Consider the following 13,835-nt stretch of genomic DNA (forward strand, 5'->3'; position numbering starts at 1 on the left):
GGGAATTTATACTGTCTTGTGCCGCTCGTACGGACGTCCCCATGTCACTGGACATCCCCGCTGCGATCGAAGACGGGCTTGCCCGCCTCCCGACGCGAGTCGCCGCCATCCTCTTCGTGGCGTATCTCGTCGTCGGCGCGCTGTCGACGGTTGCCGGCCAGACGCTCGGTCTGGCGGTTCAGGAAACACTCCGTCGGACGTTTCAGGGCTCGAACGCCGTGCCGCCGTCGGAGTCGATGGCGGCCGGCCCGATGGCCGACACCTCGCCGCTGGCCCTCGACGTCGGCCCCGTCGTCGCGGTCGCCCTCTTTCTGATCCAGATCGTCCTCGCACAGGCGGTCGGCGTCGTCACCGTCCGGACGTTCGTCGGGCAGGCACGCCGCTCCTTCCCGGACGACGTCGACCGTCGGTTCGGGTGGGTCCTGGTGAACGCCCTCGTCGCCGGGTTCGTGGTCAACGTGTTGATCTTCGTGGGAGCGATATTCCTGATCGTTCCCGGCATCTACGTCGCCGTCGCCCTCTATTTCGTCCAGTTCGAGGTGATCGTCGAGGACAAGAGCGTCGTCGACGCCCTCCGCGACGGCTGGGCGTTGACCGGCGGTCAGCGACTCCCACTCTTTTTCCTGCTGGTCGTCCTCTTCGCCATCGGGCTTGCCGGGGCCGCCCCGGGGTACGTCCTCGGGCTGGTCGGCGCGCCGCAACTGGCGGTCGTCGCCACCAGCGTGGCCGTCGGTTCCGTCACGGGCCTGCTCACCACTGCCATCGGCGCCCGCGCCTACGTACAGTTGAAGCCCGACGGCTGGGCGCCGGCCGGTGACGCCTCCCCGTTCAAATACTGACCGCGTGGCGCGAGGTTTTTCACGACCGACGCGACAGTACCACGCGTGCGCATCGAGAACAGTTTCATCCCGGTTCGAGGGGTGGGCGAGACGACCGAGCGCCGCCTCTGGGAGGCGGGCATCACCCACTGGGAGGAGTTCGACGGCTCCGTCGTCGGCCCGACGACCGCCGACCGCATCCACGACTTCGTCGACGTCGCGACCGACCACCTCGGCCGCGGCGACGCGCGCTTTTTCGACGAGTCCTTTCCCAGCGGGGAGCGCTGGCGTCTCTACGAGAACTTCCGCGACGACGCCCTCTTTTTCGACATCGAGACCACGGGACTGGACGCCGCCCGGAATGACGTGACGACGGTGAGTTTCTACCGCGGTGGCGACACCGAGACGTTGATCCGCGGTGACGACCTCACCGCGCGGACCCTCCGTGATCGCTTCGCGGACGCGCCGCTCATCGTTTCGTTCAACGGCGCCCGATTCGACGTGCCCTTCCTCGAAGGCTCTTTCGACCTCTCCATCGACGCCCCGCACCTCGATCTGATGTACCCCTGTCGCCGCCTCGATTTGACCGGCGGGCTGAAGCGCATCGAGACGGAGGTGGGGATCGACCGCGACCGGCCCGACCTCGCCGGAGAAGACGCCGTCCGCCTCTGGCGCGAGTACGAACGCGGCGACGAGGCGGCCCTCGACACCCTCGTCTCGTACAACCGCGAGGACACCGAAAACCTCGAACGCCTCGCCGACCGGGTGACTGCGGACCTCCACGACGCCTGCTGTCCCTCCGACGCGACGTTTTAGGTAAACCTAAAAGTTCAAGTGGGATCGACCACAGATACGGGTATGAGCGACTTCACCTTCGACGACGTGGCCGTCGTCATGGGGACCTACAACGAGGAAGCGGCCATCGGGAGCGTCCTCGCGGACATCGACCGCGTGACCGACGGACGGGCCGAGGTGGTCTGTGTCGACGGATCGAGCGATCGGACGCCCGACATCGCCCGGCAGATGGGCGCCCGCGTGATCGAGCAGGAACCGCAGGGGTACGGCGTCGCCGTCCGCGAGGCGGTCCTCGCGCCGGACCGGCCGGTCGTCGTCACCACCGACTGCGACGACACCTACCCGATGGAGCGTTTGCCGGACTTCCTCGATGCCGTCAACGAAGGGTTCGACGTGGTGAGCGGCGACCGTATTTCGCCCGGCGCCGAGACGATGCCGGCGCTGAACCGTCTGGGCAATCGCGTCTTTGCGGGACTCGCCAGCCTCATCCTCGGACGCCGTCTCCACGACGTGACCACCGGGATGCGCGCCTACCGCCGTGACCTCCTCCACCGGATCGAGTGGACCGAGAACACGGGACTCTCCGCGGAACTCCTGATGCGCCCCGTCGCCCGGGGTCACCGCGTGACCGAGGTTCCCATCGACTACGACGAGCGCGCGGGCGAGACGAAACTCGACCCGTTCCGTGGCGGCGCCGCCATCGCGAAGTCGATCCTGCGGGTGGGGTTCGCCGAGCGGTTCGACCGCCGCATCGAGCGGACCGCCGAGACGGTCGAACGCGCCGAGAGCTATCGGAGCGATTGAACCTCACTGCCCGGCCGATCGCAGACGGGCACGCGGTCGGCCGGGCGAACGGGGTCGATCGCGACGTCAGTCGACGATATCGCCGATCCGCCGCGGCTCACCCGAGAGTGCCGGCTCCTTTTCGACCATCTTCAGCACCTCGTGGTCGGTCACGTCGGGGTAGGTCTTGCCGACGGCGTCCTCGATCAGGCCTTTCTCCAGTCGGAACTCGGTTCCCTCGTAGACGACGTCGACGCCGCCGTCGTCGAAGGAGAGCGCAGTCATGAACGGCCGTAGTCGGCGAGCGCTCAAAACCCTGCCGTCCCACCGCCGTCCGACGGCCGTCTGACGGCGGTTTTAATACGAGCAGCCTGTACTCCCCCGCGTGTCACTCGGGACGGACCCGCTCGATGCGCTGGAGATTCCCGACGGGACGACCGTCGAGGAACACGACCTCGTCACCGACGGGGACGTTATCGTCGGCGGGCAAAGCACCGTCGAGTTCGGTGTGCGTGGGCGGAACGTGGTCGCGGGCGAGCGCGTCCGCTTCGGCGGCGACATCGAAGCCGAAGGCGACTGCCGACTCGATATGTGGAGTGACGTCGTCGGGAACGTCCTCGTCGGCGACGACGCCTACCTCGGCGAACGCGTCCACATCGGCGGCCAGCTCATGGTTTCGGGCGACCTCGACATCGGCGACGACGTCGAGATCGAGGAGGGGTTCGAGGCCAACGGCTGGATCGTCATCCGGAACCCCGTCCCGACGCTCGTGTTTTACTTCATCGTCCTCTCGCAGTTGCTCCGGGTTGGCGAACAGGGCGCGGCCGAGGAGATCGCCGACGCGCTGTCGGGCGACGCCCCGGAGGACCCACTCGTCGTCCCGCGTGGCGGCGAGATCTCCGACGATTCGTGGCAAGTCTCGACGCCCGCCCACGTCGGCGACGACTGCCGCCTCCACGGCAACCTGCGGGCGACGGAGATCGAGATGGGCGAAGACAACAACGTCTTCGGGAGCCTGCGCGCCCGCAGCGACATCGCCGTCGGCGAGGGGACCCGCATCCACGGCGACGTGACGACCCGCGGCGGCACCGTCCAGTTGGCGGGGGGCGTTCGCGTCCTCGGCGACGTGTCCTGCAACGACCTCGAACTCCACGAGAACGCCGTCGTGGACGGGTCGATCCGCTCACGCGGCGAGATGCGGATCGTCCGCGCCGAGGGCGGACGCGAAGCGGAGTAGCCGATATCGGACTTCCCAAGCCTGATACGGCTCGATCATCCACGTCGGCCCATGAGCGAACCGGGGGGCGAGGACGCAGTCTACGACGCCGACGCGCCGCGGGAGGCGTGTCGGTACGCGGACCTCCGTGCCGACTTCGACGAACTCGGTGCCGATCACGTCGCGCTGTTCTACGACACGCCCGACGCCCAGCGTCGGGTCGCCGCCGCCTTCGTCGAGAGCGCCCTCCACCGGAACCAGCAGTGTCTCTACCTGACCGACCGCAACGAGGCGGGGACGATCAGGGAGGCGTTCCGCCGGGCCGGCATCGAGGTGGAGGCCCGTGAGGCGGCCGGCGACCTCCGAATTCTCCCCGCGGCCGAGGTGTACCTGGACGACGGCTTCGACCCCGGCCGCCTCGTCGACACGCTGACGGCCGCCGCGGAGGCCAGCGTCACCGACGACTACGACGGGTTCGCCGCTATCGGCGAGAACTCCTGGTCGTTCCGGGCCGACGCGGACTTCGACGAGATCATCGAGTTCGAGGCCGCGTTCGACGCCCACCAGTCGGACTACCCCGTGGCGACCCTGTGTCAGTACGGCCTGGAGGACTTCGACGAGACGGCCATCGCGAAGGCGCTTCGCACGCACGAACACGTGGTCTACCGGGAGACCCTCTGTCGGAACCCCTACTACCTCCCGCCGGAACGCTACGCCGGGGCGACCGAGTCGAGGCTGAACGCGACCCTGATGCTCGAACAGACCTACGGTCTCGCCCGGAGTCGACGGGCGGTCGAGCGCCACGAACAGCGCCTCGCGGTCGTGAGCCGCATCCTCCGCCACGATATCCGGAACGACCTCAACCTCGTTCTCGGGACCCTCTCGATGCTCCGGGAGAGCGCCTCGCTCGACCCGCCGGATCGGGCGCGACTCGATCGGATCGACCGGACCGCGAGCCGGCTTGCCGACCGGGCCGAGAAGGCCCGCTACGTCCAGCGGACCCTCACCGACTCCACGGTTGAGCGGTTCGACCTGGGGACGGTGATCGACGACGCCGTCGAAACGGTCCGCGCCGAGTACCCCTCGGCGACGGTCGCCGCGTCCGCGGACCCCGGGGTGACCGTCCTCGCGGACGGTCACCTGGAGGCTGCTCTCGTCGAACTGCTCACCAACGCCGTGGTTCACGGCACCGCCGAGCCACCCGAAGCGACGCTGCGGACGGTCCACGACGGCGACACTGTGACCGTCGAGGTGGCCAACCCCGGGCCGCCGGTGCCGGAGTCCGGCCGGACGGCACTGAAACGCGGCCTCGAAACTCCGCTCGAACACGCCGACGGCCTCGGACTCTGGCTGGTGAAGTGGGTCGCCGACAACTCCCGGGGACGACTCCACTTCCCCGAGGCCGATCCCGGCGAGTGTCGCATCGCGGTCGACCTCCGGGTCGTCGACTGACCGAAAGTCAATTGCCGCCGACCCGCCACCCTTCGGTATGCTCTCTCTCGCCCTCGCGGGCAAGCCCAACGCGGGCAAGTCCACGTTCTATAAGGCGGCCACGCGGGCCGAGGTGGACGTGGGGAACTACCCCTTCACGACCATCGACGCCAACCGCGGCGTGACCCACGCACGCACCGACTGTCCGTGTCTCGACCGCGAAACCCGTTGTGGCAACGAGCGCTGTCGCGATGGCAAGCGCTACGTCCCCGTCGAACTGCTCGACGTGGCCGGCCTCGTACCGGGCGCCCACGAGGGGAAGGGACTCGGCAACCAGTTCCTCGACGAACTCACGGACGCCGACGCCATCCTGAACGTCGTCGACGCTTCCGGGGGCACGAACGCCGAGGGCGAACCCGTCGAGGTCGGGACCTACGACCCCGTCGAGGAGGTGGACTTCGTCGAACGCGAGATGGACCAGTGGCTCGCGGGCATCGTCGACCGCAACTGGGAGGGCGTCGAGCGCAAGTCCCGATCGCCCGACTTCGACATCGACGACGTCCTGACCGACGTGCTCACCGGCTTCGGGGCGACGACCGCCGACGTGGCCGCCAGCCTCCGTGCCCTGGAGTATCCCGAGGACCCAATCCAGTGGACCGACGACCACCGCGCCGACCTCGCCCGGGAGATCCGGGCCCGCACCAAACCCCTCGTCGTCGTCGCCAACAAGGCCGACGTGGCGCCGCCGGAGAACCTCGAACGCCTTCACGCGTCGGACAAGCCCGTGCTCCCGGCGACCGCGGACGGCGAACTCGCCTTGCGGACGGCGGCGGAGGCGGGTGCCGTCGACTACGATCCCGGCGACCCGGATTTCGAGATCGTAGGCGATGTGACCGACGCCCAGCGTGACGGGTTGGAGCGCATCCGCGAGGTGATGGACGCCCACGGCGGTACCGGCGTCCAGGCCACCCTCGACGCCGCGGTGTACGACCTCCTCGATCGCATCACCGTCTATCCCGTCGGCGACGAGACGAAGTGGACCGACGGCACCGGGAACGTGCTTCCCGACGCCGTCCTCCTGCCGCGAGGGTCGACGCCGCCGGACCTCGCCGCCGCCATCCACACCGACATCGCCGAGGGCTACCTCCACGCCGTCGACGCTCGCTCCGACCGCCGGATCGGCGAGGACCACGAACTGTCCGAGGGAGACGTAATCAAAATCGTCAGCACCGCGAGCTGAGGCCGTCGAGACGAGCGACCGCACACCCCGCCCGTCCCGTTCGACTGGATCGACCGGAGGACCACGCCGGGCCGCCAACGGGGCGGATAAACTCACGTCGCGTGGACAGTTTAATGTAGCGTCGAGGCCGCTCCGGCGAGTTTATTCGAGTTTATTTTCCGGACGGGTGGCTCAGTGCAGGTCCGCGACCACGTCCGCCATCACGTCTAGCGCCTCGTGGAGCACCTCGGCGTCGGTGGCGTAGGAGATGCGGGCGTGGCCGGCGCCGTTCGCGCCGAAGGCGTCGCCGGGGACGACGATCACCCCCCGCTCGACGCAGGCGTCCACGAACCCGTCGGGCACCCGGGGCATCGCGTAGAAGGCGCCCTGTGGGGTGGGTACCTCGACGCCCATCGCCTCGAAGCGGTCGAGCAGCAGGTCACGGCGCTCCTCGAACGTCTCGCGCATCTCCTCGACCTGATCCTGGGGGCCGGTGAGCGCTTCCTCGGCGGCGTACTGGGCCGGTGCAGAGGCGCAGGCCTGGATGTACTGGTGGACGCGGAGCATCCGCTCGATCCGAGGGGTCGACGCGGTCACCCAGCCCAGCCGCCACCCCGTCATCGAGTAGGTCTTCGAACAGCCGTTGACGACGACCACGCTGTCGGTGTCGGCGTAGGCGAGCGGCGAGTGGTGGTCGCCGTCGAAGACGAAGTGTTCGTACACCTCGTCGGAGAGACAGACCACGTCGTGTTCGTCCGCGATGCGGGCGAACTCCCGGACGTCGTCCTCGGAGGAGACGGCGCCGGTCGGATTGCCGGGGCTGTTGACGACGAACATCGCAGTGTCGTCGGTGATGGCCGCCTCGACGGCGGCGGGATCTAGTGTCAGGTCGTCCCGAAGGGGGACCGGTACGGGCTCGCCGCCCGCGAGTTTCGTCAGCGCGTCGTAGGAGACGAATCCCGGATCGGGGATGAGCACCTCCTGGCCGGCGTCGACGTGGGCCTCCAAGGCGAGGTGGAGCGCCTCGCTCCCGCCCGCAGTGGCGATGACGTCCCCGGGATCGACGGCGACGCCCTGGTCGCGCTCGTGTTTGGCGGCGATGGCCTCCCGGAGGGACCGGATCCCCTTGTTCCCGGTGTAGGCGTCCGCGTCGCCGGCCCGGATGGCCTCGACGGCCGCCTCGCGGGCGTGGACCGGCGCCGGGAAGTCGGGCTGACCGAGGCCGAGGTTGATGGCGTCCTCCCCGGCCGCCTCGAACACCTCGCGGATGCCGCTGATCGATATCGCTTCCACGCGCGGTGAGAACTCGGCCATCACTCTCCCTCGTAGGCGTCCCGCAGTGTCGCGACGTGATCGCCGAGTTGGGACAGCGCGCTATCGGCGTCGACGTAGCCGTCGTCGTACTCGTCGTAGACACGTTCGGCGGCATCGAGGAAGGTCGCCACCTCCGCGTCGAGGTCGTTTGGTGCCATACTGGACGGGGGGGACGGAGGGCATATATTTCCACCCCTCCTACCGCGTCGTCGTGACCCTCGTCGCTCGGTTCGAGGACGGCACGATCCGCCTGAACGGCGACCTCGCTCCCGCCGTCGCCGACACGCTCCCCGCCGACGTCGCGTTCGACGATCGGAGCGGCACCTACCGGGCGCCCGCCCACCGCTACGCCGCCCTCCGACGAGCCCTCGAGGACGCCGGCGTCGCCTACGAGGACCGCGTACTCGACCTCCCCGACCTCGGCCTGTCGACGACGTACGACCTCCGCGAGTACCAGCGGAAGGCCCTGGAGGCGTGGCTGGACAACGACCGTCGAGGGGTTCTCGAACTCCCGACGGGCAGTGGGAAGACCGTCGTCGCCGTCGCCGCCTTGGCCGCGCTGTCCACACCGACGTTGGTGGTCGTCCCCACCGTCGACCTACTGACCCAGTGGCGCCGCGAACTGGCGACGGAGTTCTCCGTCCCGGTCGGCCAGCTCGGCGGCGGCGAGCAGACCGTCGAGGACCTCACCGTCGCGACCTACGACTCCGCGTACCTCCGTGCCGACGAGGTTGGCGACCGCTTCGGCTTCGTCGTCTTCGACGAGGCCCACCACCTCGGCGGCGAGGGATACCGCGACGTCGCTCGACTGCTTCCCGCACCCGCCCGCCTGGGGCTGACCGCGACGTTCGAGCGTCCGGACGGCGCTCACGCGGTCGTCGCGGACCTCGTCGGCCCGGTCGTCTACGAGTTATCGGCCGACGACCTGGCCGGCGAGCATCTCGCCGACTACGAACTCCGGCGGATCGAGGTGGAACTCTCGCCTACGGAGCGCGAGGCCTACGAGGCCGCACAGGGGACGTTCGTCGATTACCTCCGGTCCTCGGGGCTCTCGCTGTCGAGCGGGAGCGACTATCGGGAACTCGTCAAGCGGTCGGGAAGCGACCCCCGCGCCCGGGAGGCGCTGCTCGCCAAGCAGGAGGCACGCGAGATCATGATGAACGCCGGCGCGAAGGTGTCGGCGCTCGAACGCCTCCTCGACCGTCACCGCGACGAACGGATCATCGTCTTCACCGCCCACACCGACCTCGTCTATCGACTCTCGGAACGGTTTCTCATCCCCGCGGTCACCGCCGAGACGGGCGCGAGCGAACGCCGTGCCGTCCTCGATCGGTTCCGCGAGGGGACGTACACGCGCGTCGTGGCCGCCAACGTCCTCGACGAGGGGGTGGACGTGCCGGACGCGAGCGTCGCCGTCGTGCTCTCGGGCAGCGGGAGCGAACGCGAGTTCACCCAGCGGTTGGGCCGGATCCTCCGTCCGAAAGAAGACGGTCGGACCGCCATCTGTTACGAGGTAGTGAGCGCCGAGACGGCCGAGGAACGGGTGGCCGAACGTCGGCGCTAGACGAGCGAGGACTGCACCGATCCGTTGCCCGAGAACTCCGCGTACGCGACGTCCTCGAAGTCGAACGCGACCGATCGCTGCTCGCCGCCGGGGACGGTCACCTCCCGGGAGCGTTCGGCCGCATCGTCGCCGACTGTCACCCGGATTCTGAGGGTTCGGGTCCGCTCGACGCCCGAGGGGTTGGTGACCGTCGCCAGCACGCGCAGGTGGCTCCCGGCGGCCTCCTCGATGCGTAGGTCGCTCACGGTCATCGACGCTCCGTCGGTCGGCGCGGCCGTCGGCTCGCCGGGGTCCGGGGGGCCCCGTGGGCCGGTGGCGGCCATCGAGGTACAGCCGGGCGCGAGGGCGAGGCCGAGCAGGCAGAGCACGCGACGCCGGTCCATACCTGACCCACCTCCGCGACCGACAAGAGCGTTGTGCGTCCGGGCGGCGGGGTTTTATCCACGGAGCGTCGAACGGCGTCCGTGCTCCGGAAGGATCTGCTCCGGGTGTCGCGGGCCGGCGGCGGCTACCAGCCGCAGTTCGCGGCGCGCGCGGATCGCCCGCTGGCGGCGCGCGTCCTCGGCGCGTTCGCCGACCACGTGGGAGAGTCCAGAGCCAGCCTCGACGACGCGCTCGCGGCTCTGGAGGCCGACGCCGACGACTTCAAACTCGTCCGCGGGTTCGCGACACTCTGTGAGCGCGACGCCACCTTCGAGACGCAGGCTGCGCTCCCGCCGGAACGGGCGCGCCGGATCGCCTTCGAGGCCGCGGAGGCGGTCGGCGTCGTGACCGAGGCGGACCGCGACCGGGCGCTCGCTCGCGCCGCCGACCGCCTCGGCGTCGAGGCCGGGGTCCTCGACGACGCGCTGTACGCCGACCGCGAGTCCCGACAGGTGCTCGCCGCGTTCGACCCGCGGTGGACGCCGGACGAACTCCTCGACCAGTACGGCCTCTCGCTCGCTCAGACCGCGCTGTTCGACGCCGTCGAGGTACGCGTCCGGAGTTCGGATCCGAAAGCGCTGGTCTCGGCGGTCAAGCGCCTCGGACTGATGTACGAGGTGTGCCGCACGGACGCGGGCCGGGAGGTGGTGGTGACCGGTCCCGATCACCTCTTTCGGCGGAGTCGCCGGTACGGCACCGCCTTCGCCCGCCTGCTCCGGTCGGTCGCGAAGACGGCCGACTGGCGGCTCGCGGCCACCGTCGACGACCGCGGCACCGAGCGCGAACTCGTCCTCACCGACGACGACGTGAGCGTCCCCGGTGTGGATCCACTCGCCGACCCGACCTACGACAGCGGCGTCGAGGCCGACTTCGCCGCGCGGTTCGCGGCGCTCGACCTCGACTGGGACCTCGTGCGCGAACCCGAACCGCTGGCGGTCGGCACGCGGGTGATGATCCCCGATTTCGCCTTCGACTATCGCTTCGGCGGCTTCCGTGTCTTCTTCGAGATCATGGGCTTCTGGACCCCCGAGTACGTCACGAAGAAACTCGGCCAGTTGGCCGACGTCGAGGACGTCGAGATGCTCGTCGCCGTCGACGAGAGCCTGGGCGTCAGCGAGGAGATCGAGGCCCGGGACCACCGCGCGATCACCTACACGGGGGCGGTCCGGGTGAAGGACGTGGTCGACGCCCTCCGGCGCTACGAGGCTGACCTGGTCGCCGAAACGCGGGCGGACCTGCCCGACGAACTCCGCCCCGAGGCCGACGTGATCTCACTCGCCGACCTCGCGGCGGAGCGGGGGGTGAGCGAGGACGCCCTCGATGGGGTTGCCTTCCCCGACCACGAACGGGTGGGTCGAACGTTGGTTCGGCCGGCGGTACTGGAGGCGATCGCGTCGGCGCTCGACCCCGGCATGACGCTCGACGAGGTCGAGGCGCGACTGGCCGAAGACGACCTCACCGAGACGAGCGCCGTCCTCTCCCGAGTCGGCTACGAGGTGGTCTGGGAGGGGTTGAGCGGCGGGACGATCCGCGGGACGGACTGAACGCCTCGACGTCGTCACCGGGGGCCGATCTCAGGATCCGTGAGGAGCGGTGTGTGTCGTATACGTACACCGTATGTCGCGATATCGAATTCGGCACCCGCAATAGTTGAGACTGGTCGTCTCAATGCATACGGTTCTCGAACTCCTTCGCGATGGACAGTGATTCACCTTCAGCAATTTCGTAGCTTTCATACCTAACACTCTTCACAGCGGATGGCGTACCTTCTTTCAACGATGTCCATCGACCGAGATACATTCGAGAACACGAGCGAGGACGAGCTCGCGGATCTTTCGGTCCCTGACCAAGTCCTCGGGTTTCTCGCCACCAACGAGGATCGAGCGTTCAAGGCTCGCGAGATCGCCTCCCAGATCGGCGTCGACGAGGGGGCGGTGAGCACTGCACTCTCACGACTGAAGGACCGCGGTCTGGTCGAACACAAGGCGACGTACTGGGCGATAACCGACAACGACGAGCGACTCGAGGGGTACAGCGGCTACGAACGGGCGACTGCTCTGTTCAACGAGCAACTCGGCACAGAAGACAAGGAATCTTGGCGCGAACACGCGCCCAGCGAGTCACACCCGAGCGTTGAGGATGAACAGTGACCAACGGAGAACCACCAATTTTCGACCGTGGCGACGTCGTCTACGGCGATGACCCGTTCAAAGGTGACGAGGACGCTCGGCCTTGGCTCATTCTTTCAAACCACGAAGGGCGTCCGTTCCACGGCGAGCAGTATATCGCGCTCACGCTGACGTCGAAATCATGGATGGATGGACTCATCGACATTCCCGAGGAGAGTTGGCTTCGTGGCGGTACGCCAGATGAGAGCCGGATCGTTCCCTGGGGTGTGCAATCGATAAGCTGCGAGGATATCGATTTCTGGCAGGGCAATCTGGCAGATGGTATCGTCGATAACGCGACTACTGCTCTCGTCAAAGAATTATGGTAGCTACTTTCGAGTACTCACGTCTCTACGCGTTACACCTTCTTCTGAACGAAGTCTCAACTTCCACGGCTCACAGTAGTTGAGACTGGCTCTCTCAATGCATACGGTTCTCGAACTCCTTCGCGATGGACAGTGATTCTCCTTCAGCAATTTCGTAGCTTTCACACCTAACACTCTTCACAGCGGATGGCGTACCTTCTTTCAACGATGTCCATCGACCGAGACACATTCGAGAACACGAGCGAGGACGAACTCGCGGATCTTTCGGTCCCTGACCAAGTCCTCGGATTTCTCGCCGCCAACGAGGATCGGGCGTTCAAGGCTCGCGAGATCGCCTCCAAGATCGGCGTCGACGAGGGGGCGGTGAGTACTGCACTCTCACGATTGAAGGGCCGCGGTCTGGTCGAACACAAGGCGACGTACTGGGCGATAACCGACGACGACGAGCGACTTGACGGGTACAGCGGCTACGAACGGGCGACTGCGCTGTTCAACGAGCAACTCGACACAGAAGACAAGGAGTCTTGGCGTGAACACGCGCCCAGCGAATCACACCCGAGCGTTGAGGATGAACAGTGACCAACGAAGAGATACCAATTTTCGACCGTGGCGACGTCGTCTACGGCGATGATCCGTTCAAAGGTGGCGAGGAGGCTCGGCCTTGGCTCATTCTCTCGAACCATGAAGCTCGTCCGTTCCACGGCGAGCAGTATATCGCGCTCACGCTGACGTCGAAATCATGGATGGATGGCCTCATCGACATTCCTGAGGAGAGTTGGCTTCGTGGCGGTACGCCAGACGAGAGCCGGATCGTTCCATGGGGCGTGCAATCGATCGGCCACGAGGACATCGATTTCTGGTAGAGTCGTCTGGCGGATGATATCGTCGATAACGCGACTACTGCTCTCGTCAAAGAATTACGGTAGCTCCTTTCGAGTACTCACGTCTCTGCGCGTTACACCTTCTTCTGAACGAAGTCTCAAATCCCCACAACTCGGAGGGTGGTATTGATGCGTGTATTCTGTTTTTTCATTCCAACAAAATACATCACAAGTTTCTGACTAACCCTGAAATTCGTTTCAGCAACACTCCGCAATTTCGAAGCAACCCACCGTCTCTTAGAGTGCCGCCACTATCGTGAGAAAGCAAGTCGCTAATCACTGTAATGCCGCAGCTGAAAATGATAATCCTTAATATTTTGTGCTGCCTACATTGTTATATGAGTGTGGTCAGCGTCTCGATGCCGGAGGAGTTGCTTAACCGAATCGACCAGTTCGCGGACGATCACGGCTATACTGGTCGCAGTGAAGTACTTCGTGAGGCGAGTCGGAACCTCCTCGGTGAGTTCGAGGATACGAAACTCGAAGATCGAGACTTGATGGGTGTCGTCACGGTGGTCTTCGATTACGAAACGACAAGTGTCGAGGAAAAGATGATGCACCTCCGCCACGAGCACGAGGACATCGTCGCTTCGAACTTCCATAGCCACGTCGGCGGCCATCATTGCATGGAACTGTTCGTACTCGAAGGGTCGCTCGAAGAGATTTCGACGTTCGTCGGGAAGATTCGAGCGACGAAGGACACGCTCACAATCGACTACTCAGTGCTACCCGTCGACGACTTCGGCCCGCTGGCCGATATGAACTGATACTGTTTTGCCCCTTCCGGCGAGCCTACTTCATTCCGCTCGTTCCACTCGCTCCAGTCAGTAGGCTCGCCGACATCCCACTCGCTCCCTGCGGTCGCTCGCGGGATTCTCGCTGAATTCACGCCGACTC

General features: G+C 66.6%; 16 protein-coding genes and 1 pseudogene. 13 read left to right on the forward strand and 4 right to left on the reverse strand.

The features are described from left to right. Window positions 1-41 precede the first annotated feature (41 nt). From NBT82_RS03695 to NBT82_RS03705, 3 genes are read left to right on the forward strand one after another with little or no spacing between them, the layout of a single operon-like run. A complete protein-coding gene (locus NBT82_RS03695; protein ID WP_251330238.1) occupies window positions 42-839 on the forward strand; it encodes a DUF7847 domain-containing protein in 798 nt (265 codons plus the stop codon). A gap of 45 nt (window positions 840-884) precedes the next feature. After that, complete coding sequence (locus NBT82_RS03700) at window positions 885-1,634, forward strand: ribonuclease H-like domain-containing protein (RefSeq protein ID WP_251330239.1); 750 nt, start codon at window positions 885-887, stop codon at window positions 1,632-1,634. Between the two features lie 42 nt (window positions 1,635-1,676). Then, window positions 1,677-2,417, forward strand: coding sequence for a dolichyl-phosphate hexose transferase (locus NBT82_RS03705; protein WP_251330240.1), 741 nt, complete (start codon window positions 1,677-1,679; stop codon window positions 2,415-2,417). A gap of 66 nt (window positions 2,418-2,483) precedes the next feature. Here the strand turns inward: NBT82_RS03705 and NBT82_RS03710 are convergent, their stop codons facing one another. Continuing rightward, entirely contained in the window at window positions 2,484-2,681 is a 198-nt protein-coding gene (locus NBT82_RS03710) for a DUF5800 family protein (protein ID WP_251330241.1), read from the reverse strand. Between the two features lie 100 nt (window positions 2,682-2,781). Here NBT82_RS03710 and NBT82_RS03715 point away from each other — a divergent pair, with 100 nt between their 5' ends. From NBT82_RS03715 to NBT82_RS03725, 3 genes are read left to right on the forward strand one after another with little or no spacing between them, the layout of a single operon-like run. Beyond that, window positions 2,782-3,633 (forward strand): polymer-forming cytoskeletal protein, encoded by an 852-nt coding sequence (locus NBT82_RS03715; protein WP_251330242.1) that lies wholly within the window; start codon window positions 2,782-2,784, stop codon window positions 3,631-3,633. A 51-nt stretch (window positions 3,634-3,684) separates the two neighbouring features. Further along, entirely contained in the window at window positions 3,685-5,064 is a 1,380-nt protein-coding gene (locus NBT82_RS03720) for an MEDS domain-containing protein (protein ID WP_251330243.1), read from the forward strand. A 37-nt stretch (window positions 5,065-5,101) separates the two neighbouring features. Further along, window positions 5,102-6,283 (forward strand): redox-regulated ATPase YchF, encoded by a 1,182-nt coding sequence (locus NBT82_RS03725; RefSeq protein ID WP_251330244.1) that lies wholly within the window; start codon window positions 5,102-5,104, stop codon window positions 6,281-6,283. Window positions 6,284-6,454: 171 nt separating this feature from the next. Here NBT82_RS03725 and NBT82_RS03730 read toward each other — a convergent pair whose 3' ends face one another. Further along, complete coding sequence (locus NBT82_RS03730) at window positions 6,455-7,576, reverse strand: pyridoxal phosphate-dependent aminotransferase (protein ID WP_251330245.1); 1,122 nt, start codon at window positions 7,574-7,576, stop codon at window positions 6,455-6,457. Continuing rightward, complete coding sequence (locus NBT82_RS03735) at window positions 7,576-7,734, reverse strand: hypothetical protein (protein WP_251330246.1); 159 nt, start codon at window positions 7,732-7,734, stop codon at window positions 7,576-7,578. Before NBT82_RS03735 ends, NBT82_RS03730 begins: the two co-directional genes overlap by 1 nt. A gap of 53 nt (window positions 7,735-7,787) precedes the next feature. Between NBT82_RS03735 and NBT82_RS03740 the strand changes: the two genes are divergently transcribed. Beyond that, a complete protein-coding gene (locus NBT82_RS03740) occupies window positions 7,788-9,140 on the forward strand; it encodes a DEAD/DEAH box helicase family protein (protein ID WP_251331343.1) in 1,353 nt (450 codons plus the stop codon). On the opposite strand, the gene NBT82_RS03745 is transcribed toward NBT82_RS03740, so the two are convergent. Next, window positions 9,137-9,523 (reverse strand): hypothetical protein, encoded by a 387-nt coding sequence (locus NBT82_RS03745; protein ID WP_251330247.1) that lies wholly within the window; start codon window positions 9,521-9,523, stop codon window positions 9,137-9,139. The two genes, NBT82_RS03740 and NBT82_RS03745, sit on opposite strands and share 4 nt — an antisense overlap. An 81-nt stretch (window positions 9,524-9,604) precedes the next feature. Here NBT82_RS03745 and NBT82_RS03750 point away from each other — a divergent pair, with 81 nt between their 5' ends. From NBT82_RS03750 to NBT82_RS03775, 6 genes and pseudogenes are all read left to right on the forward strand, one after another. Beyond that, entirely contained in the window at window positions 9,605-11,107 is a 1,503-nt protein-coding gene (locus NBT82_RS03750) for a DUF790 family protein (RefSeq protein ID WP_251330248.1), read from the forward strand. Between the two features lie 234 nt (window positions 11,108-11,341). Then, window positions 11,342-11,713: a MarR family transcriptional regulator gene (locus NBT82_RS03755; protein WP_121570926.1), complete on the forward strand. Its 372-nt coding sequence runs from the start codon at window positions 11,342-11,344 to the stop codon at window positions 11,711-11,713. Next, window positions 11,710-12,060, forward strand: a complete 351-nt coding sequence (locus NBT82_RS03760) for a type II toxin-antitoxin system PemK/MazF family toxin (protein WP_251330249.1) — start codon at window positions 11,710-11,712, stop codon at window positions 12,058-12,060. The genes NBT82_RS03755 and NBT82_RS03760 overlap by 4 nt, the downstream gene beginning before the upstream one ends. 204 nt (window positions 12,061-12,264) lie before the next feature. After that, window positions 12,265-12,636: a MarR family transcriptional regulator gene (locus NBT82_RS03765; RefSeq protein ID WP_251330250.1), complete on the forward strand. Its 372-nt coding sequence runs from the start codon at window positions 12,265-12,267 to the stop codon at window positions 12,634-12,636. Then, window positions 12,633-12,983 (forward strand): annotated as a pseudogene (locus tag NBT82_RS03770) (type II toxin-antitoxin system PemK/MazF family toxin). The gene NBT82_RS03765 and the pseudogene NBT82_RS03770 overlap by 4 nt, the downstream one beginning before the upstream one ends. Before the next feature lie 293 nt (window positions 12,984-13,276). Continuing rightward, window positions 13,277-13,705 (forward strand): CopG family ribbon-helix-helix protein, encoded by a 429-nt coding sequence (locus tag NBT82_RS03775; protein WP_251330251.1) that lies wholly within the window; start codon window positions 13,277-13,279, stop codon window positions 13,703-13,705. Window positions 13,706-13,835 lie beyond the last annotated feature (130 nt).

Source organism: Haloplanus sp. HW8-1 (assembly GCF_023703795.1).
Classification (GTDB): domain Archaea; phylum Halobacteriota; class Halobacteria; order Halobacteriales; family Haloferacaceae; genus Haloplanus; species Haloplanus pelagicus.